General features: G+C 66.5%; 14 protein-coding genes and 1 tRNA gene. 8 read left to right on the forward strand and 7 right to left on the reverse strand.

Annotated elements, in window-relative coordinates:
* Positions 1 to 7: 7 nt before the first annotated feature.
* Positions 8 to 84 (forward strand) — tRNA-Pro (locus C8J40_RS07300).
* Between the two features lie 175 nt (positions 85 to 259).
* On the opposite strand, the gene C8J40_RS07305 is transcribed toward C8J40_RS07300, so the two are convergent.
* Positions 260 to 1939: an alkaline phosphatase D family protein gene (locus C8J40_RS07305; RefSeq protein WP_132896438.1), complete on the reverse strand. Its 1680-nt coding sequence runs from the start codon at positions 1937 to 1939 to the stop codon at positions 260 to 262.
* Between the two features lie 170 nt (positions 1940 to 2109).
* Here C8J40_RS07305 and C8J40_RS07310 point away from each other — a divergent pair, with 170 nt between their 5' ends.
* Together C8J40_RS07310 and C8J40_RS07315 are read left to right on the forward strand one after the other, a co-directional pair.
* Complete coding sequence (locus tag C8J40_RS07310; RefSeq protein WP_132896439.1) at positions 2110 to 4509, forward strand: TonB-dependent receptor; 2400 nt, start codon at positions 2110 to 2112, stop codon at positions 4507 to 4509.
* 49 nt (positions 4510 to 4558) lie between these two features.
* Positions 4559 to 7030 (forward strand): PhoX family phosphatase, encoded by a 2472-nt coding sequence (locus tag C8J40_RS07315; protein WP_132896440.1) that lies wholly within the window; start codon positions 4559 to 4561, stop codon positions 7028 to 7030.
* Between the two features lie 330 nt (positions 7031 to 7360).
* Here the strand turns inward: C8J40_RS07315 and C8J40_RS07320 are convergent, their stop codons facing one another.
* A complete protein-coding gene (locus C8J40_RS07320; protein WP_132896441.1) occupies positions 7361 to 7753 on the reverse strand; it encodes a MerR family DNA-binding transcriptional regulator in 393 nt (130 codons plus the stop codon).
* Positions 7750 to 9435, reverse strand: a complete 1686-nt coding sequence (locus tag C8J40_RS07325; protein WP_243693252.1) for a long-chain fatty acid--CoA ligase — start codon at positions 9433 to 9435, stop codon at positions 7750 to 7752. Before C8J40_RS07325 ends, C8J40_RS07320 begins: the two co-directional genes overlap by 4 nt.
* 131 nt (positions 9436 to 9566) lie before the next feature.
* Between C8J40_RS07325 and C8J40_RS07330 the strand changes: the two genes are divergently transcribed.
* From C8J40_RS07330 to C8J40_RS07350, 5 genes are all read left to right on the forward strand, one after another.
* Entirely contained in the window at positions 9567 to 10703 is a 1137-nt protein-coding gene (locus C8J40_RS07330; RefSeq protein ID WP_132896442.1) for a thiolase family protein, read from the forward strand.
* Positions 10703 to 13021 (forward strand): 3-hydroxyacyl-CoA dehydrogenase/enoyl-CoA hydratase family protein, encoded by a 2319-nt coding sequence (locus tag C8J40_RS07335; RefSeq protein WP_132896647.1) that lies wholly within the window; start codon positions 10703 to 10705, stop codon positions 13019 to 13021. The genes C8J40_RS07330 and C8J40_RS07335 overlap by 1 nt, the downstream gene beginning before the upstream one ends.
* A 289-nt stretch (positions 13022 to 13310) precedes the next feature.
* Positions 13311 to 13721, forward strand: coding sequence for a DUF2147 domain-containing protein (locus tag C8J40_RS07340; RefSeq protein WP_132896443.1), 411 nt, complete (start codon positions 13311 to 13313; stop codon positions 13719 to 13721).
* Between the two features lie 68 nt (positions 13722 to 13789).
* Positions 13790 to 15094 carry a porin gene (locus tag C8J40_RS07345; protein WP_132896444.1) on the forward strand — a complete coding sequence of 435 codons (1305 nt, stop codon included), beginning with the start codon at positions 13790 to 13792 and terminating at the stop codon, positions 15092 to 15094.
* A gap of 126 nt (positions 15095 to 15220) precedes the next feature.
* Entirely contained in the window at positions 15221 to 15718 is a 498-nt protein-coding gene (locus C8J40_RS07350) for a DUF2141 domain-containing protein (protein WP_243693253.1), read from the forward strand.
* A 4-nt stretch (positions 15719 to 15722) separates the two neighbouring features.
* Here C8J40_RS07350 and C8J40_RS07355 read toward each other — a convergent pair whose 3' ends face one another.
* Genes C8J40_RS07355 through C8J40_RS07370 form a run of 4 tightly spaced genes read right to left on the reverse strand, consistent with a single transcriptional unit; the run spans position 15723 to position 21027 of the window.
* Positions 15723 to 18149 (reverse strand): TonB-dependent receptor, encoded by a 2427-nt coding sequence (locus tag C8J40_RS07355; protein ID WP_132896445.1) that lies wholly within the window; start codon positions 18147 to 18149, stop codon positions 15723 to 15725.
* Positions 18109 to 19125 (reverse strand): FecR domain-containing protein, encoded by a 1017-nt coding sequence (locus tag C8J40_RS07360; RefSeq protein ID WP_132896446.1) that lies wholly within the window; start codon positions 19123 to 19125, stop codon positions 18109 to 18111. Before C8J40_RS07360 ends, C8J40_RS07355 begins: the two co-directional genes overlap by 41 nt.
* Positions 19097 to 19654: an RNA polymerase sigma factor gene (locus C8J40_RS07365; RefSeq protein ID WP_243693254.1), complete on the reverse strand. Its 558-nt coding sequence runs from the start codon at positions 19652 to 19654 to the stop codon at positions 19097 to 19099. Before C8J40_RS07365 ends, C8J40_RS07360 begins: the two co-directional genes overlap by 29 nt.
* Positions 19651 to 21027 (reverse strand): lipopolysaccharide biosynthesis protein, encoded by a 1377-nt coding sequence (locus C8J40_RS07370; RefSeq protein WP_243693255.1) that lies wholly within the window; start codon positions 21025 to 21027, stop codon positions 19651 to 19653. Before C8J40_RS07370 ends, C8J40_RS07365 begins: the two co-directional genes overlap by 4 nt.
* Positions 21028 to 21042 lie beyond the last annotated feature (15 nt).

The following is a 21042-nucleotide window of genomic DNA, read 5'->3' on the forward strand; positions in this document are numbered from 1 at the left end:
ATGTTGTCGGGGCGTGGCGCAGTCTGGTAGCGCACTGGTCTCGGGGTCCAGGGGTCGTAGGTTCGAATCCTATCGCCCCGACCATTGCCGATTTTTCGGGGCAAGTGCCCCCTCCCCGAGCTGAATTTCCGATCGACGTGTCGCACGCCCCCTAGGGGCCCCGTGGTCGGACATCCGCGTCGATCGCGATCCATGCGCCGAACCGTATCGACCCTACCCCGCCAAGGGGAGGATCGTAGGAAGGGCATCGTCGGCGGGCTCAGGCGATTTTTTCGAGCGGCGCGTCGGGACGGTTCGCATGTGCACGGAAACGCGCGGCGGTGGCTTGCGTGTAGGGCTTGGCCATTACCGTCGACACCGTCACCGAGTCCGCCGTCGCATGGTCCGGCGTGAGGGTGAGCAGCGTGAACCCCTTGCCGTCCTGGTCGCAGAAGCGGACTTCACCCTTGTTGGCGTCGGCTATCAGTGTGCCGATGCCGGGGAGCAGCGAGCCGTAGGACGGGCTGGTGATCGCGGTGCAGCCGAATTCTGCGGCGACCAGCTTGCCCGACGCGTCGTGCAGGTCGTTCGCCCACGCCGCGTGGCTGTCGCCCGACAGCACGATCGGCCGCGACTTCGCGCGCTGGAACGCCGCATACAGCCGCTCGCGGGCGGGCGGATACCCGTCCCAGCTGTCGAACCCGAACGGCAGGCCGGCCCGATACGAGGCGATGCTCGCGGTCAGCCGCTCGCGCCAGATCGCGGGCAGCTTCGCCATCGTCTCGGCGAATTTTACCGGGCCGAGCTGTCGTTCCATGTCGGGCCCCGCGACCTTGGCCATCACCACCTGGTTGCCGAGCACCTGCCACGGCTTACCCGCCGCAACCGAGGTCGCCATCGTCTTTTCGACCCACGCCAGCTGCGCCGGCCCGAGCAGTTCGCGGTCCGTCCGTGCTCGCTCCGCCAGCATCGCTGCGTATTCGGCGGGCGTGATCTCTTCACCCTTGGATACCACCTGATGGCTGCGCGCGAGCAGCCGCGTCTCGACCATCACGAGCGTCGCGAGATCGCCGAAATCGAAGCTGCGGTTGATCGCGGCCCAGGGCTGGCCGGGCTTGGGATCGCGGATCGGCATCCACTCGAAGTACGCCTGCATCGCCGCCGCCTTCCGCGCGTCCCAGTCGCCTTCGGTCTTCGGATCGTGATTCTCGGCACCGTGCATCCAGTCGTCGTTGGCGACTTCGTGATCGTCCCAGACGCAGATGAACGCGGCGCGGGCGTGGGCGGCCTGCATGTCGACGTCTCGCTTCACCTGCGCGTGGCGCATACGATAATCGGCGAGGCTGACGATCTCGTGGCGTGGCTCGACCAGGCGGCCGATCTTCTTGGCGATGTCTGCGCCATAGCCGTCGACGCCATATTCGTAGATGTAGTCGCCAAGGTGGAGCACCGCGTCGAGCCGATCGAGCTTGGCGATCGCGTCATAGGCGTTGAACAGCCCGCCCGCGTAGAGCTGGCACGAGACGACCGCCATGACGACGTCGGCGACCTTGCCCTTGGGCAACGTGCGGAACCGGCCGACCGGCGAGCGCGTGCCGTCAGCGGCGTCGAACCAGTAGCGATACTCGCGGCCCGGCTGAAGCCCGGTCGCGTCTACCTTCGCGGTGAAATCGCGTGCCGCACGCGCCTTGACGGTGCCCGAACGGAGCGACTTGCCGCCCTCGGTCTCCGCAACGTGCCACGTCAGTGCGATGTCGCGGGCTTGCGTCGCCTCGGCCGGAGTCGCACGCGTCCAGAGGATCGCGCCGTCGATCGCGGGATCACCGCTCGCGACACCGTGATCGAAGCGTACCTTCACTGCGCCCGCCGCCCGCGATGCGACTGCGGGCAGCACAAGCGTGGCACCGGAGCCGGCGAGTTTGAGGGCGTTCTTCAAGGCATCGCGGCGGTTGATCGTCATCGGCTCAAGCTTTCGTGTCGGGTGTTGGCCGCCTGCTACCTCTGATCGAAGACACCCCGGTGGCAGCGATGTGACACGCGCGTTACGCAATAGTCATCTTGCTTTCATCATTGCGACGTCGAAACGTCACGCGCCGCCCCTAGTGCCTCCCCAACGACACGGGGGACTTAATGACACGCATCTTCACGCGGCTCGCAGTTGCGACGCTCGCCACGACCTGCTCGACCGCCGCGCTCGCGCAGGCGTCGGCACAGGCGGCCGCAGGGGCCGACGTCCAGGCCAGCACGCCAAACGATGAGATCGTCGTCACCGCGCAGAAGCGCGAACAGCGGATCGCCGATGTCCCCGTCACCGTCACCGCAGTGACCGGCGCGAAGATGGCCGCGATCGGCGTCAATTCACTGACCGAGGTCGCCGCCTATATTCCCGGCCTGCAGATCCAGGAGCAGAGCGCGAACAATCCGGGCTTCGTGATCCGCGGCATCACCTCGGACAACGGATCGTCGCAGCAGGGCGCCCGCGTCACGCTCTATTACAACGGCATCGACATCAGCCGGTCGCGCGGCGCGTATCAGGACCTGTACGATCTGGAGCGGATCGAGGTCGTGAAGGGCCCGCAGGCGACCTTGTTCGGCACCGCCGCCGCGGTCGGCGCGATCAGCGTCATCTCGGCAAAACCGCAGCCCGGCGTGTCGGGCGCGATCAACGGCTCGTACGGCAACTTCAACCGCACGCAGGTGTCGGGCTTCCTCAACGCCGGCAACGACGTGCTCGCCGGGCGGATCGCCTTCGCCTACAAATACCGCGACGGCTATGTCCGCAACATCGCCGGCGACGCGAACGTGCCGAACCAGAACCAGGGTGGCGTCGACCAGGACGATCTGAACGGCCAGGACCAGCGCGGCATCCGCGGATCGCTGCGCTATCGCCCTAGCGACAGCATCACCGCCGATCTCGTCCTGACCTATGACGGCCAGCGCAATCCCGGCACCGCGTTCAAGAGCCGCGCGCATGCCCCGACCGGCGGCCAGACCGGCGACTATGGCTATGCCGAACTGTCGGGCTCGCCGTACAGCGCGGCGGTGCTCGGCGCTCGGAAACTCGGGCTCGACCGCAACGTCTACGACGCCAATTTGACGATCACCGCGGAGCTGTCGCCGGGGATCACCTTCACCACCGTCAACGGCTATCGCCGGTTCGACGCACTTGAGATCTTCGACGCTGATGGTGGCCCCGCCGCCTATCTCGAATTCGCCGAGGATGCGAAGGGCGACCAGTGGAGCCATGAAAGCCGCTTCGCCTTCGAAGGGCCGAAGTATCGCGCCTCGGTCGGCTGGAACGCGTTCTTCGAGAACGGCTTCCAGCGCGTTCCGTTCGCGACGGAAGAGGGCACGTATCTCGCCTGCTCGGTTGCCGCGGCGTATCAGCCGATCCGGACCGCGCTCAACCGCGCGGGCATTCCGACCGAGACCGGCTGCGTCGCCGCCAACGGCACGATCCCGGCCACCGGCGCGACGTCGATCCTGACCGGCGGACGTGCCACCGCAATACCTTACGCGGCAGAGTTCACGAACTTTGGTAGGAACAATACCTACTCGGTGTTCGCCGACGCGACGTATATCCCGGTGCCCGCGCTCGAGCTGACCGCCGGCGCCCGCATCCTAATCGAGGATCGCCAGTCGGGGTATTCCTCGGTCCAGCCGAACTCGGTGATCCTCGCATCGCTCGGTATCCAGTCGAGCCTGCTCGGCACGGTGAACACCAACGGCAGCAAGTTCGTCGCCGAGAGGAGCTTCACCGCGATCCTGCCGCGCTTTAACGCGCTGCTGAAGCTCAACAGCGCGGTCAATCTGTACGGCACGATCAGCAAGGGCCGACGCTCGCCGGTGGTCCAGCTTGCCGCACAGCGCACCGCGTTCGGCGTCGGTCCCAACCTCCAGATCATTCCGGAAGAGAAGGTCTGGAATTACGAAGGCGGCATCAAGGGAAGCGTCGGACCGTTCAGCGGCGCCGCCTCGGTGTTCTACCAGACCTATGACGGCTTCCAGTTCTCGGTGACGAGCAACGGCGTGACGACGGTCCGTAGCGCGGACTCGGCCAACAGCGTCGGCGTCGAGCTCGAAGGCAATCTGAAGCTCGCGTCGTATCTCTCTGCCTTCGCGACGTTTGCGTATATTGATGGCGGGATCGGCGACGACGTCGCGAACGGCCCCTATGCCGGCAACCAGTTCCGCCTTCAGCCCAAGACGACGGCGTCGGGCGGCCTGATCCTGCGCGCGCCAGTGGGCGGCGTGACCGTCTACGCGACCCCCAGCGTGACCTACAAATCGAAGGTCTTCTTCGAGCTGCCGAACACCGAGGCGGTCAGCCAGAGGGGCTATACGCTGGTCAACCTCCGCGCCGGGCTGGAGTTCGCGCAGGGGCGCTACAGCGTCGGCGGCTTCGTCCGGAACGCGACCAACAAGCGCTACCTGATCGACGCGGGCAACACCGGCGGGGGCTTCGGCATCCCGACCTACATCGCCGGCGAGCCACGCTTCTACGGAGTCGAGCTGGGCGCGAAATTCTAACTCTCACGCATCGTTACACACCACGCAACCATCCCCGGGGGGACCAAGCATGACGTTCGAGACCATCTATACCGACGGCGATATCGATACCAATCCGACCGCGAACCCGCATCTCAACGACCTGATCGAGGTGCGCTATTCGCGGCGCCAGACCTTGATGGGCGGTATGTCGGCGACGGCCGCCGCGGTGTTCGGCGGCATGTTGCTGACCGGGTGCGACGACGACAATAACGGCGGCTCGGACCCTGTCACGGTGACCGCGACCGCCGGGGGCAGTTCGACCGCCGGCCGCGTCGCGACGCTGACCGGTGCCGCGATCGGCCAGGTCGACAGCGTGAGCTGGACGCAGACGGCTGGACCGACGGTAACGCTGGCAGGCGCGACGACGACGGTTGCGACGTTCGTCGTGCCGGGTGCCACCGCAGGCACGGTGCTGAGCTTCCTGTTCACCGCCGTTTCGGCAAGCGGATCGGTCACCGCGACGACCAGCGTGACGGTCGGCGCGGCGTCGCTGGGCTTCACGGCGGTTGCGAAGAGTCTCGCCGATGTGGTTGCAGTACCCTCGGGATACGCCGTCACCGTGTTGTATCGCCTCGGCGATCCGATCGGCAGCGGCGTCGGCGCCTATGCCAATGACGGCACCGATGCGACCTTCTCGAAGCGCGCGGGCGATCACCATGACGGCATGAGCTATTTCGGGATGTCGGCGACCGGTACGCCCGACGCGAACGGCAACACGCGCGGCCTGCTCGTGCTCAACCATGAGAACATCACGCAGGCCTATCTGCATCCGAACGGTGCGACCACGACCGGCGGTGTCCGTCCCGAGGCCGAAGCGCTCAAGGAGATGGAGTGCCACGGCGTCTCGGTGATCGAGATCAACCGCGCCGCCGCCTGGAGCTACACGACCGCGTCGTCGTTCAACCGCCGGATCACGCCGCTGACGCCGATGAGCTTTTCGGGGCCTGTGCGCGGCGCCGACAGCCTCAAGACGCGCTACTCCCCCGACGCCACCACGGGTCGCGGCACGATCAATAATTGTGCCAATGGTACAATGCCTTGGCACACGTATTTGACGAACGAAGAGAACTGGGTTGGCTATTTCAAGCGTGAAGTCGGCGATGCCGCGCGCCGTGCGGCGACCGGCGCGGTTGGTGTGAAGGCCAACACGTCGCTGACGCGATATGGCAAGTCCGAGAGCAATACCGGCGGCAATTACGGGTGGTCGACAGTGGCCCCGGCGGACACGACCAGCACGTTGTATTCGCGGTGGAACATCACCGCGCAGGCCGGTGCGCCCGCCGACGGCTCGGGCGATTTCCGAAACGAGATCTTCCAGTACGGCTGGGTGGTCGAGATCGATCCGTTCGATGCTACCTCGACGCCGCGCAAGCGGACTGCGCTGGGTCGCATGAACCACGAGGGCTGCCAGATCGGCCGGACGATCGCGGGCGTGAAGCCGGCCTTCTACATGGGCGACGACGCGCAGAACGAATATATCTACAAGTTCGTGTCGGCCACGCCGTGGTCTGCGGCGGACGCGAGCGCGGCGAACCGCTTGGCGATCGGCGACAAGTATCTGGATACCGGAACGCTTTACGTCGCCAAGTTCGCAGCGGATGGCAGCGGGCAGTGGATGCCACTGGTGTTCGGCCAGGGGCACCTCACCTCGGCCAATGCGGCCTATTCGTTTGCTAGCCAGGTCGATGTGCTGATCAACACGCGGTTGGCGGCGGATGCGCTGGGTGCGACGCGGATGGATCGGCCGGAGTGGACTGCGGTCAACCCTGCGACGGGCGAGATGTATTGCACGCTGACCAACAATTCGTCGCGGACCGTGGCAACGGCGGATGCACCCAACCCGCGCGCCTATGTCGATCCGAAGACTACCGGCGGGCAGACCACGGGTAACGCCAATGGGCACATCATCCGCCTGCGCGAGACGGGAGATACGTCCGAGGCGCTGACATTCGCCTGGGACATCTATGCGTTCGGCGCGGGCTCCGATCTGGATGCTACCAACATCAACCTGTCGGGGCTCGATGCGACCAACGACTTCTCATCGCCGGACGGCCTGTGGTTCGGCCTGCCAAGCAACGCCTCGGGGACGATCGCGCCGGTGATGTGGATCGAGACCGACGACGGCGCCTATACCGACGTCACCAACTGCATGCTGCTCGCGTCGGTGCCGGGGATCGTCAACGATGGCGGCACGCGGACGGTGACCAACACGATCGGCGCGGCGACCGGGTCGGTGACGACGCGGGTCGGCAAGGCACCGGGGGCGGCGCTGCGGCGCTTTCTGGTCGGGCCGAAGGAGTGCGAGATCACGGGTATCCACTCGACGCCGGATGGGCGGTCGCTGTTCGTGAACATCCAGCATCCGGGTGAGAATGGCGGGCCGACGAATATCACCAGCAGCTGGCCGGCGAACCAGGCTGGGGCGGTGACCACGCCGTCGCGGCCGAGGTCGGCGACGATCGTGATCACGAAGAACGATGGGGGTGTGGTGGGGCTTTAAGCTTCGGGGGGCCCTACGACCCTCCCCCGCGAGGGGGAGGTGCCACCGTAGGTGACGGAGGGGGAGGATACGGAACCTACGTTGTCCTTCCCTCCCCCTCTGTCTGGCAAGTGCCGGCCACCTCCCCCTAGCGGGGGAGGATTGTATTGTGAGGTTCCTCGATCCGTACGGCGCGCACCGCCCCGGCGGAGGCCGGGGCCCAATTGGGAGACGTCACTGATTGGCGCTGCGCTTCGTTATTGCCACCTCTCCAACTGGGCCCCGGCCTTCGCCGGGGTGGTGTAGTTTCGAGGGGTAGTGCAGTTTCAGGGCGGTGGCGTCCCGTAGGCCTTAGACCGACCCGTCCGGGATCCTCGCCAGCGCTTCCTGCTCGATCTTCTCCAGCTCGTCGCGGGTCTGGACAATCGCCTCGCGTTGCGCGTCGAGCAGATCGATCCGTTGGCGGCAGCGTTCGGCCAGCGCGCGCATCTGTTCCACATGCTGTGGGTCGGCGTCGTAGAGGTCGAGGAACTCCTCGATGTCGCGCAGAGTGAAGCCGAGGCGTTTGCCGCGCAGGATCAACTGCATCCGCGCCACTTCACGCCGCGTGTAGACCCGCGTCGTGCCAATCCTACACGGTTCGATCAGCCCCTTGTCCTCGTAGAACCGCAACGTCCGCGCGCTCACGCCGAGCATGCGCGAGACTTCCTGTATGCCGGTAAGATCGTCCTGTCGGTCGTTCACGCGTCCACTCCCCTCGCCTCCGACGCCGCCGCCTTTGCGGTCTCTTCAGCGACAAGTTCCTTTTTGGATAGCTTGCCGATCAGCGTCTTGGGGAGACTGTCGCGGATTTCGACCTCGCGGGGAAGCTCGATCTTGCTAATCTTGTCCCTAAGAAAATCGCGCAGTTCGAGCGGGGTAGCGACCGTACCTTCGGCCAGCACGACGAACGCTTTCGGCGCCTGCCCGCGGTATTTGTCGGGTACGCCGATGACGACGGCTTCGAGCACGGAGGGGTGTTCGTACAAGGCCTCCTCGATCACGCGCGGATAGACGTTGTACCCGCCGGCGAGGATCAGGTCCTTGATCCGGTCGACGATAAACAGGTAGCCGTCCGCGTCGAGATGGCCGACATCGCCGGTGCGCAGCGCGCCGTCCGCGAACAGTTCGGCGGTGGCAGCGGGCTTGTGCCAATAGCCCTGCGTGATCTGGGGCCCGCGCGCGCAGATCTCGCCATTCTCACCTACGGGCAGCAGCCTGGTCGGGTCCTCGCGGTCGCGGATCTCGATCGTCGTGCCGGGAAAGGGCAGCCCCGCGGAGCCTGGCTTGTTGAGGCCGTCGATCGGGTTGCACGTAATGATCGGCGAGGCTTCCGACAGACCATACCCCTCGCACAGCTTCGCGCCGGTTGCCGCCTCGAACGCGATCCGCACCTCTGCCGGCAGCGGCGCACCGCCCGAAATGCAGGCGTGGATCGAGGACAGGTCGATCTTCTGGGTCTCCGCCGCCGTGGTGATCGCCGCGTAGATCGTAGGCACCGCAGGGAAATAGCTCGGCTTGGTGCGGTCGATCGTCTTGAGCAGTTGCTGCAGTTCGAAGCGCGGTAGCAGGATCATCTCCGCGCCGGTGCGGATCGAGTAGGTCAGCACGGTGGTCAGCGCGAAGACATGGAACAGCGGCAGTGCGCCGAGCACGCGGTCCTGGTGCGGTTGCTCGCCACCGACGAACACGACCATCGCATCCGCGTTCGCGACGAGATTGGCATGGCTGAGCATCGCTGCCTTGGGCTCGCCGGTGGTGCCGCCGGTATATTGCAGCACCGCGACCTCGTCCGGGGAAACGGTAACGGGGGACGGCGTACCCTTCGCCTTGAGCAGCGCGTCGAACGTGGAATGGCGCGCGTCAGTCGGTGCCCGACCGATCTCGGCGCGCTTGAAGATGCGGTAGGCGATTGACTTCAGCGTCGGCAGCGCGCCGGCGATCGGACAGGTGATGACGTGCTTCACGCCCATCTGCCCTGCGACCTTGAGGACGCGCGCGTGGATTTCGGCGATGTCGCAGGTGGCGATGATCGTCGCGCCCGAATCCTCGAGCAGATGCGCCAGCTCGCGCTCGACATAGAGCGGGTTGACGTTGACGACGACGCCGCCGGCCTTGAGGATCGCGAAGAACAGGATCGGATAATAGGGCGTGTTCGGCAGGCACAGCGCGACGCGCGTGCCCTTCACGACACCAAGGTCCTGGAGCCCCTTCGCGGCCCGGTCGACTTGCTCGCCGAGCTCGGCATAGGTCAGCGTCCGGCCCATGAAGTCGAGCACGTTGCGCGACCCGAACCGGCGCACCGACAGGTCGAGCATGTCGCCCAGCAGCCGCGGCTCGCCCAGCAACGGTACGCCGATCGCCTTGCCCCCGGAAGTGTCCTGCATCTCGCTCTCCATAACATGGTGTGCGTAAGCCATATTGTCGGCCGCTTCACCTTGACGTAAAGGTGAGGTATCGCACCTTAAGGGTAACCCGCAAGCGTTAACCGGGTCGACCGCAATATGAGAGGATCATCGTGACCAACGTCGTCATCGCCGGGTACGCCCGTTCGCCGTTCCACCTCGCCGGCAAGGGCGAGCTCGCCCGCGTCCGTCCGGACGATCTCGCCGCACAGACGATTCGCGGGCTGCTCGATAAGACCGGCGTCGATCCCGCCGCGATCGAGGACATCATCCTCGGTTGCGCGTTTCCCGAAGGCGAGCAGGGTCTCAACGTCGCCAAGCTGATCGCGCAGATCGCCGACCTGCCGATCTCGGTCGGCGGCATGACGGTCAACCGGTTCTGCGGATCGTCGATGAGCGCGATCCACATCGCCTATGGCCAGATCGCGGTCGGCGCGGGCGAGGCGTTCATCTGCGCGGGGCTCGAATCGATGAGCCGCGTGCCGATGGGCGGCTACAACCCCCTCCCCAACCCCGAGCTCGCGAAGAAGAGCGCCGGCGCATACATGGGCATGGGCGAGACCGCCGAGAACGTCGCGCGGCAATACCAGATCACGCGCGCCGAACAGGACGCATTCGCGGTGAAGAGCCAGGACAAGGCCGCCGCGGCGCGTGCCGATGGCCGCTTGTCCGACGAGATCGTGACGATCCAGACCAAGGCGGGCCCAGTCAGCCAGGACGGCACGATCCGCGCCGGCACGACGACCGAAGCGCTCGCCGGCCTGAAGCCTGCGTTCAGCGCGGACGGTTCGGTGACCGCCGGCACGTCGTCGCCGCTGACCGATGGCGCGTCGGCAGTGCTGGTGACCTCGGAAGAGTTCGCGAAGAAGCACGGCCTGACGATCCTCGCGCGGATCAAGTCGATCGGCGTGTCGGGTTGCGCGCCCGAGACGATGGGGCTCGGCCCGATCGGTGCGTCGAAGAAGGCGCTGGAGCGGGCCGGGATCACCGTTGCCGACCTCGACGTGGTCGAGATCAACGAGGCGTTCGCGAGCCAGGCGATCGCCTGCATCCGCGATCTCGGGCTGAAGGACGAGACGATCAACCTCGACGGCGGCGCGATCGCGATCGGCCATCCGCTTGGCGCCACCGGCGCGCGGATCGTCGGCAAGGCTGCCTCGTTGTTGTCGCGTGAAGGCGGCCGCTATGCGCTCGCCACCCAGTGCATCGGCGGCGGTCAGGGCATCGCAACGGTGCTGGAGCGCGCATGATGGTCGATCAGGTCAAGAAGGTCTGCGTCATCGGCGCGGGCGTGATGGGTGCGGGCATCGCGGCACAGGTCGCCAACGCCGGCATCCCGGTGCTGTTGCTCGACATCGTCCCCCGTGAGGGTGACGATCGCGACGCAGTGGCGAAGGGCGCGGTCGACAAGATGCTCAAGACCGACCCCGCCCCGTTCATGTCGAAGCGTGCGGCCAAGCTGGTCGAGACGGGCAACATCGACGATCATCTGGATCGCGTTGCGGAGTGCGACTGGATCGTCGAGGCGATCGTCGAGCGGCTCGACATCAAGCAGGCGCTCTATGCCAAGCTCGAGGCGCTGAAGCGTCCGGGCACCGCGGTGTCGTCGAACACCTCGACGATCCCGCTCGGCAACCTCGTCGAGGGCCGGTCGGACCAGTTCAAGGCCGACTTCCTCATCACGCACTTCTTCAACCCGCCGCGCTACATGCGGCTGGTCGAGATCGTCCGTGGTGAGCATACGGACGTCGCGGTCGCGGAGAAGGTCGAGGATTTCGTCGATCGCTTCATGGGCAAGCGGATCGTCCGCGCGAAGGACACGCCGGGCTTCATCGCCAACCGCATCGGCACCTACTGGCTGGCGATCGCGATCAATGCCGCGATGGACCAGGGGCTGACCGTCGAGGAAGCCGACCAGATCGGTGGCCGTCCGATGGGCGTGCCGAAGACCGGGATTTTCGGGCTGGTCGATCTCGTGGGCGTCGATTTGATGCCGTTGCTGTCGAAGAGCCTGTCCTCCACACTCCCCGCTGGCGATCCGTATTTCGATACGGTCCGTCCGCTGCCGCTGGTCGACAAGATGATCGCGGAAGGGTTCACTGGCCGAAAGGGCAAGGGTGGCTTCTACCGCTTCGACAAGGCGACCCGCACGAAGCTGTCGCTCGATCTCGCGACTGGTGAGTATCGCCCGGAGGCCAAGCCGGCTGAGCTACCCGGCAAGACCGGCAAGGACCTCGCCGCACTGATCGCGGAGCCCGGCAAGATCGGCACCTACGCGTGGTCGATCCTCGGCAACACGCTGTCCTATGCGGCGATGCTGGTCGGCGAAGCGGCGGACGACGTCGTCGCGATCGATGACGCGATGAAGCTGGGGTATAACTGGAAATACGGGCCGTTCGAGCTGATCGACCGGATGGGGCCGGGTGTGCTCGCTGCTCGCCTTGCTGCCGAAGGTCGCAATGTTCCGGCGATCCTGACCACCGCGGGCGACCGACCGTTCTACCGCGTCGAGAACGGGCAGCGTCAGTATCTCACGGCTGCTGGCGAGTATGCCGACGTGCCGCGCGCGGACGGTGTCGAACTGCTGGAGGACATCAAGCTCCGCTCGCAGCCGATCCTCACGAACCTGTCGGCGTCGCTCTGGGATGTCGGCGACGGCGTCGCGGCGCTCGAGTTCCACACCAAGATGAACGCGCTCGACGACCAGGTCGTGGCGCTCATCAACGAGGCGATCCCGGTCGTCCGCGAGCGCTTCAAGGCGCTTGTGGTGTATAACGAAGCCTCGAACTTCTCGGCGGGCGCGAACTTGGGCGCGGCGATGTTCGCGGTCGGAGCAGGCCTTTGGGACATGGTCGAGGCCAGCGTCTCTGGCGGTCAGCAGGCGTACAAGGCGCTCAAATACGCGCCCTTCCCGGTCGTCAGCGCGCCGGCCGGGCTGGCGCTCGGCGGTGGGTGCGAGATTCTGCTCCACGCCGACGCGGTGCAGGCGCATGCCGAAACCTATGCGGGGCTCGTCGAGTGCGGCGTCGGTCTCGTCCCCGGCTGGGGCGGCAACGGAGAGATGCTCGACCGCTGGACCAAGTCTCGCACGCTGCCAAACGGACCGATGCCGGTGTTGACCAAGGTGTTCCAGGCGATCTCCACCGCGCAGGTCGCCAAGTCGGCGGCGGAGGCGAAGGAGATGATGATCCTGCGCAAGGACGATGGCATCACGATGAACCGCGACCGGTTGCTGGCGGATGCGAAGGCCAAGGCGCTGTCGTTGGTCGAGGGCTATGCGGCGCCCGAGAAGCCGACCTTCCGTCTGGCGGGCGAGAGCGGCCGGACGGGCCTGAACATGGCGTTGGCGGACTTTCACAAGAAGGGCATGGCGACCGACTATGACCTCGTCGTCGCGGATCGTCTTGCGGAAGTGCTGACGGGCGGCGAGGCCGATCTGGTCGATACCGTAACGGAGGACCAGTTGCTCGATCTCGAGCGCGCGGCGTTCATGGCGAGCGTCAAGGACCCGCGGACCCAGGCGCGGGTCGTGCATATGTTGCAGACGGGCAAGCCACTGCGGAACTGACCTCCGTCATCCCCGTGCAGGCGGGGACCCATACTGGCCAACGGTGCGTCCCTATCGCGACCTCGGCCCATATGGGTTCCCGCCTCCGCGGGAATGACCAGTGGGTGGATGAACACTTTTTCACCCGCTGGAATCGGTAAGAAGACTTGACTTGTCTTCGTACAATTCTAGTCGGGACCAATAACTGCCGTATACGGCAACAAGGTCGCGATAACGTCGACGACCTGACGAGAAATTTGGTGACCGTACGCATACGGCTCCATCAAACGACACTAGGAGAGGATAGAAGATGTCCCTGTTGCTTATCACTGCCCTGCTCGCCGGCGCGTCCGCGACGCCCGAGACCGTGATCGGTCGCTGGAAGACCGAAACGCACAACGCCATCGTCGAGATCGCCCGCTGCGGCCCGTCGATCTGCGGCAAGATCCTCACCTCCGACGCGCTGCGCGCCAATCCTTCGATGAAGGATGCGAACAATGCGAACACCGCGCTGCGCAACCGGCCGATCCAGGGCATGCAGATGCTTAGCGGGTTCAAGCCTGACAAGGACGGCGTCTGGAGCAGCGGCCAGGTCTACAATGCCGAGGACGGCAAGACCTATAGCGGCAAGATCACGCCACTCGGTGCGAACCAGCTGAAGCTGCGCGGCTGCGTCTTCTTCCCGCTCTGCAAGACGCAGACTTGGACGCGCGTGCGCTGAGGCCACGCCCCCGCCTCCACCTCCACCTCCACCTTCCCCCTATTAGTACAGCTTTCAGGACCTTACCCATGACACTTCGCAACAAAGCTCCGCTTCTCGCGGTATCCGCTCTCGTGTCCGCCTTCGGCTTCGCCAGCACAGCCTATGCCGACGCCTTCTATCTCCAGGCGCAGTCCGCACGCGGCGCAGGCCGTGCGTTCTCGGGCGAAGGCGCCGACACAGGTCCTGACTCGCTGTGGTGGAACCCGGCCGCGATCGCCGGCATCCGCGACGGCAGCGCGACGCTCAGCGCGTCCGCGATCCTGCCGAAGGGTGACGTCGTCGACACCGGCACGCGGATCTGCCGCCCGGGTCAGGCCTGCACCGGGATCAGCGGCCAGTCGAACTCGCGCGATCCGATCAACAAGGGCATCGTGCCATCGGGGGCGATCGCCTATCCGCTGACCGACCGGATCGCCATCGGCCTTGCGGTGACCTCGCCGTTCAGCTTTACGACCAACTATGATGGGGATAGCTGGGCCCGCTACAGCGCCGACAAGACGCGGCTGCGGACAATCGATATCCAGCCGTCGGTTGGTGTCGTCGTGACCGACTGGCTCCGCGTCGGTGGTGCGCTGAACGTCGAATATACCGACGCGACGCTCAGCAACGCGCTCCCCAACCTTTCCGCGGCGCTGCCCGATGGTCGCCAGGAACTGAGCGGCGACGGTTGGGACTTCGGCTGGACAGCGGGCGTGCAGCTCCACAACGACTTCGCGACGGTCGGCGTCAGCTACAAGTCGAGCATCCGGCACAATCTGAAGGGCGATCTCACGGTCAGCGGCCTCGTCGGTCCGCTTGCGTCGTCGAACACGACCGTGTCGGGCGCCAAGGCCGCCTTCAACACCCCGGGTCAGGTGATCGTCGCAGGCCGGTTCCGCGGTACCGACAAGCTGACGCTCAACGCGCAGGTCGTCGCGTACAATTGGAGCAAGTTCGACACGATCGATCTCGGCGCACCGCTGAACACCGCGATCCCCGAGAACTACATGGACAGCTGGAGCCTCGCGGGCGGCCTCGACTATGACGTCACGCCGAAGCTCACCGTGCGGGCAGGTCTGCAGCGCACCAAGTCGCCGACGCAGGACGGCTCGCGCGACGCACGCGTGCCCGACGCCGATCGCTGGACCTATGCAGCGGGTGGCTCGTACCTGCTGTCGCCGCACATCGCGCTCGACGCCGCCGCGCAATATGTTGACTTCGAGAACACGACGATCGACCGCATCACGGCGGCGTATGTCGGTACCGCCGCGCAGACCAACATCCTGACATCGGGTGCGCTGCGCAACGCCTCGGCGGTCGTGCTGTCGCTCGGCGGACGTGTGAGCTTCTGATGTCGGACGGGGTGCGTCGCCGGTAGCGGCGCACCCCAAAGCCGGCACCCCGGACTGAGGTGGGTAACAGAGGCGCACGGTGCTCCGCATCTTGCACAAGGCTGCCGACGCCCCACTTCCACAGCCATGGTAAGCTTATATTTGGCGGCGCTGTTGATGGCGCCGAGCGCGGCTGTCCGGCCGATCGGCCCGGACGCTGCACAGTGCGCGCCCGGTAGCGCCCATCCCGCGCTTCTGGTCGAGGTCGCCGGTTTCAAGTCGCGCGCCGGGACCGTTCGCGTGCGCGTGTTCGGTGGTGCGCCGTCGAGCTATTTCGACAAGAAGCATGCGTTGCTGCGGACCGAGATCGCCGTACCGCGTGACGGCATCGTCGCGGTCTGCATGCCGGTCGCGCGGCCTGGCGTGTATGCGGTCGACGTTCGCCACGACTATAATGCGAACGGCAAGACCGATCGCAGCGACGGCGGTGGCGCATCGGGGAACCCGCACGTGACGTTGTTCGACATGCTGTTCTCGCGCAAACCAGATCCGAAGACGGTTCAGGTCCGCGTCGGGAACGGTACGACGGTCGTTCCCGTGACGCTCACCTATCTCCAGGGCGGGTCGCTCAAGCCGATCCGCTAGGTCATCACCACGCGATGCTGCCCCCGAGTCTGACCGTGCGCGGTCGCAGCGGGGTATATTCGGTGCGCGCGGCCAGGACGAACGGGTTACCGCCGGCAAAGCGATCGCCCCTGACGTCGAACACGTTCTCGATCGTACCGCTCAGTCGGACGCGTCCTTTCGACCATGTCGTACCGAAATGCGTAGAGCCATATTCGCCTTGTGACACGTCGAGCGGCGCTTGAGTCCCGATCGTCGAGCGGCCGACATAGCGCCAGGTGGCGTTGGTGCTCATGTGTGATTCAGTGCCAAGTACCCAGGTGTAGCTTATGCCGCCCGATACCGCGAAAGGCGGCGTATTGGGCAATCTGGTACCGACCTGACGCCGCAGCGCGGGATTGGGGTCGGTGACCCGCGTGTCGTTGAGGAACATCGCCGCGTCGAGGCTCAGCCCCGCCACCGGTACCCAGTCGAGGCTCGCCTCGGCACCACGAATATGGCTGTTGCCGAGATTGGTGGTGAAGGGAAAGCCCGATCGATCGACCAGATCAGCCTGGATATGCCGCCAGTCGGCCACGGAAAAACCGATCGATCCGGACAACCCAAGCGGCCCCTTGCGTTCCCGGCGAAGTCCGATCTCGCCGACATGGATGCTGTCGGGCACGAGATCGGCGACCCGGCCAACACCCGGGGCGACGGTGATCCCGCCGGTCCGGAAGCCGGACTGATAGCGCGCGAACGCGGCAAGTCCGGGAGCGAGGAGCCAGGACGCGCCAAGCGTCGGATCGACCCGGGTGACGCTGCGGCCGCGGATGAAATTGGTCGTACGCAAGCTGGCGATCGGATCGCCGTCGCTCCGTTGGTGGGTCAGGCGTCCACCTGCGGTGATCGTCAGCGCCGGTGTCACCGCGACGCCGACGTCGCCGAACATCGCGGCATCGAACGTCCGGTTGGTGACGCCGACGATATCGCGCAGCCGGTCGGGAACGCCGTACATGCGGGCATAGGCATCGCGGGCGTGGATCACCGCGACCCCGACCAGCCACCCGGCGCCGTTCGTCCCCGTCCGCGACAGCCGCGTCTCGTGCGAGAACAGCCGGCTGCGCTCGTCGGTATCATAGGCGATCGGCAAAGTCGGCTGGCTGGGTTTGGTGGCATCGAACCGGCTTTCGGCGTCACGGTGGACCAGACCGGTCGCAGAGACCAGATGCAGGCCGTCGTCCCACTGCTTGTCGACGACGAGGCGACCGAGAAAATACTGCTGCTCGAAGGGTTGGGCGAGCAGCGAGGCTCGCGCCAGCGGACCGGCACCGCGTTCGGCATATTGAAGGTCGGGCGCGGACACGTTTTGCCCGACGATCCCGGCGTCGATCGTCCAGCCTCGCGCCGGTGCGACCCGCACGTCGAGGCGTCCGCCGGTCGTCTCCACGCGATTGACGTTGCGCAAGCCGCGGCGCACGTCGTCGATATAGCCGCCTTCGACGACCGTGTAGCCAATCGCGCGCACGCCGACGACCCCAGTGCGGATCGGCAGGTTGATCATGCCGGCGAGATCACCGCCCGGCGCTCCCGATCGGGTGGTGCTGACGCCGCCCGACAGGCTGCCGGCCTGTGGTGTCAGATCGACCGGGTGCGGGACAAGCCGGACGATGCCACCGATCGCACCGGCGCCGTACAGCGTTCCCTGCGGCCCCTCGAGCACCTCCACCTGATCGACGTCGTACAGGTTCAGCCCGGGGTCCGGGCCGTTATAGGCGACCGGCACCTCGCCAAAATAGACGTTGGCGGTCGCTTGCGTCGGGCCGGTAAAGCTACTGTCGGCGACGCCGCGGATGAACAGTTTGTTGCGGCCCGCCCCGAGCGCGGTCCCCTGGAGGATCGGCGTGGCGGTGATCGCGCGGTCCATCCCGCCGGTTGCGTCGGCGCCGATCAGCGCGGTGCCATCGGCGCGCAAGATCGTCAGTGCTCCCGGAAAACGAAGGCGGGAGGTCGCGCGCTTCGTCGCCGTCACGACCACATCGGGCGTCGGCTCGGCGACGGCCGGCATGATCGGCGGCCGGTCGGGCGCTACGGACTGGGGCGAACGCCGCACCGGACGTGGCGCAATCCGGCGACGAACGATCCGAAAACCGTCCGGGGCGAGCCGTTGCGCCGTGTATCCCGTACCCGCGAGCAGTCGATCGAGCGCATCGGCGACGGTCAGCCGTCCCTGGACGCCGCGCGCGCTGACCTGCCCCAACCCAGGCTCGGCACTGCCGATATCGACCCCGGTCTGCTGTGCGAGCACACCGATCGCGCGATCGAGTGGACCCGGCGCGATGGCGATCGGCCGTCGCGCCGCCGCCTGGAGGGGAGCGGGCACGGACAATGCGAACGACGGGGCGACGAGCAGCGAAATGGCCAGGCGAAGTTTACGGACCGGCATGGCCTCCGACCAGACGCCAGCGACCATCGACGTGCTCCGCCCGAGCCCCGATCAGCGCGGCCACGCGGGGAATCAGGCGATCCGCGCCGCCCGTGACTCCGATCGATCCGGTAAACGGCGTGTCCGCAAGCGCCGGTGCGACACTGATGGCCGTCCCGGTGCTGCGCTCCAGCGCGGCGGCGACCAGCCTTACCGGAGTCTGCTGAAATACAAGCCGTCCCTTGCGCCAGCTGCCGACATCGTCGACCGCGACTCCCGACAGGCGCGGCGCCTGACCGTCGAGGTGCGACAGGGCCGCACCCGCGGTCAGCATGATCCGCTCGTCATCGGGCTGGAACATCACCGCACCTTCGGCCACCTGAACGCCGAGATGCGCGCCGACGCGTGCGACATTGAAGACGGTACCGACGTCCTGCAGCCGCATTTCGCCCGACTGGACGACGAACGGGTGCGCAGGATCGTGCGTGACGTGAAAGGTCGCTTCGCCGCGCTCGAGCGTCACCCGCCGTACGGCACTTTGGTCGATCGCCAGTCGCGTGCCACCGTTCAGGTCGATCCGACTGCCATCGGCGAGCATGACCGCGCGACGGACGCCACGCGCCGTCTCGACGATCCGCACCGCGGGGTCGGTCTCCAACGGCAGCATCACACCGGCGATACCCGCGGCGGCAACACCACCCAACGCCGCAAGCACCCAGCGACGGCGCGGTGCGGGGCGATCGTCGTTGGCCGCGACGCGGGACGTCGTCTCCGACCGATCGCGGGGCGTTGTCTCCGACCAGTCGGGTGGCGTCAGCGCATCGTCCAGTTCCGCATCGGCGCGGGTCAGCGCATCATAGGCATCGGCATGCGCCGGATCGGCTTCGAGCCATGCGGTGAACGCCTGCCAGTCGTCCGCATCGGCGGAGGGCAAGCGAAGGTGCCACGCCACCGCCTGGTCCGCCGCTGCGCCTGCTCTTCCCTGGTCGGTCCACTCATCGACCATCGCGCTGGTCCTCCTCATGAGGGAGACGTTTGGCCGGCGTGATATCCACACCGGAATTGCTGCGCTGCAAGTGGATTCTCAGATAGGCGCGGTGCAGCAGCTTCTCGACGCCGCTGACGGTGATACCCATCCGTTCGGCGATCGCCTTCTGCGGCAGGTCGTCGAACCGGTACAGGCGGAACGCCGTCGCGACACGGTCGGGCAGGCCGGCAAGCGTCGCCTCGACTCGTGCAAGCCGGTCGCGGGCGATCAATGCGCGTTCGGCGTCGGGATGTTCGTCCGCGGTCGCCTGCGTTTCGAGCCAGTCGGTATCGCGATCGGTGCGCCGCATCGCGCGACGACGCCGGTCGACCGCGATGTTGTTCGCCATCCGGCAGATATAGCCGAGCGGTTCGGCGATCGGGCCGCCGGTGACGGTTTCCAGCCGAAGCCAGAGATCCTGCAACGCGTCTTCCGCTTCCTCGACGCTCCCGAGCCGCGCGACGAGCAACCGCAGGAGCATCGCCCGCTCGGCGAGGAAAACCGCACGGAGCCCGCCTATGGTCATGCCGGTCGACCCTTTGCGTCGCTGCGGAACATCAGCGCAAGCGCGACGATCGCGGCACCGTTCTGGAGCAGAGCGTGCCATCCCGCCCCATCGGTACCGAACGCCCAGAGCATCGCCGGCAACAGCGGGTACAGCGCGAGACTGGTCACCACCCCGACGGTCATCGACCGCCCCGGCAAGCCAAGCGCGGTCAAACCCGATGCGAGTGGCGCGCTTGCTAGCCCCGCGGCACGCGCGCCGGCGATCAGGATCAGGAGGACGGTACCGCCGCCGAAGCTCGCGCCGCCCAGCGTCACCAGGAGCCGATCGCCGGCAAATGCAAGGACCGCCACGATCGGCACTCCGATCGCGAGTGCCAGACCGGCGCTCCGCCAGACGGTATGCCGGAGCGCGGCCAGATCATTGCGGGCAACCTGGGCGGCAAGCACGGCGTAGCTCGCCTGGCTGAGCAACACCGTCGGCTGGGCGAGCAGAGACGTGGCGCGCTGGGTTAGCGCAAGCAGCCCCGCGGCCGCCGGTCCGAGCAACCAGCCGACTGTTAACGGGGCGAGATTCGGCGCGAGCTCGCGCACGGTGATGTCGAAATTGGTGATGAGGATGAAGCGCCTGAGGCCATCGGTGTCGCGTGCTGCGTGGCGCCAGGGGCCGCGCAACGGTTCCCCGGCGGCCAGCTTGCGCCATGCCACCCAGCCGAAACCCCACATCGCCAGCCCCTCGGCAACGGCAGCGATCAGCCAGACCGCGATGAAGCCGATCAACCCGCCGCCCGCGAACCATACCCCGAGTGCGCCGACGAGCCGGATCAGCGGCGACACCGCCTGGTGGATGCCGATCAGGTCGAACCGATTGGCAATCTGGAGCAAGCCCTGCGGGGTCGCACGGACCGTCGCGATCACCGCCAGGCTATACGGAATGGCGATCCGAATAGTGTCCGGCGACCAGCCGAGCCGCGGCCCGATCAACGGCACCAGCAACGCGGCGACGATCACCGCCACCGCGCCGCAGCCAAGTTCGATCGCCGCGAGGAACCGGACGATCCGCGCGAACCCGGCACGATCGCCCGCTTCGAGCGCAATCCCGCCATAGCGCACCACGCCGTGAAAACCCGAGAATGCCAGCACGCTGCCGATCAGCACCGCATAGGCGTTGACCAGCACCAGCACGCCGTACTCAGCCGCCCCCAGCCGGTGCGTCACGAGCACCAGATAAACGAGGCTCATCACCCCCGCGGCCGCCTTGCCCCCGAGCAGATGACCAAGGTTCGCGAGGACGAGCCGCAGGCCAGACCGCGTTTCAGCCGTCCGTTCGAACGCCCGTTCGGATTTCGCGGGTCGCACCTCACGAGACGTCATACGGTTGAGGAGCGAGCGCATCGCGAGCGCTTAGAC

It is taken from the genome of Sphingomonas sp. PP-CC-3A-396 (assembly GCF_004343105.1).
In the GTDB taxonomy this organism is placed as follows: Bacteria; Pseudomonadota; Alphaproteobacteria; order Sphingomonadales; family Sphingomonadaceae; genus Sphingomonas.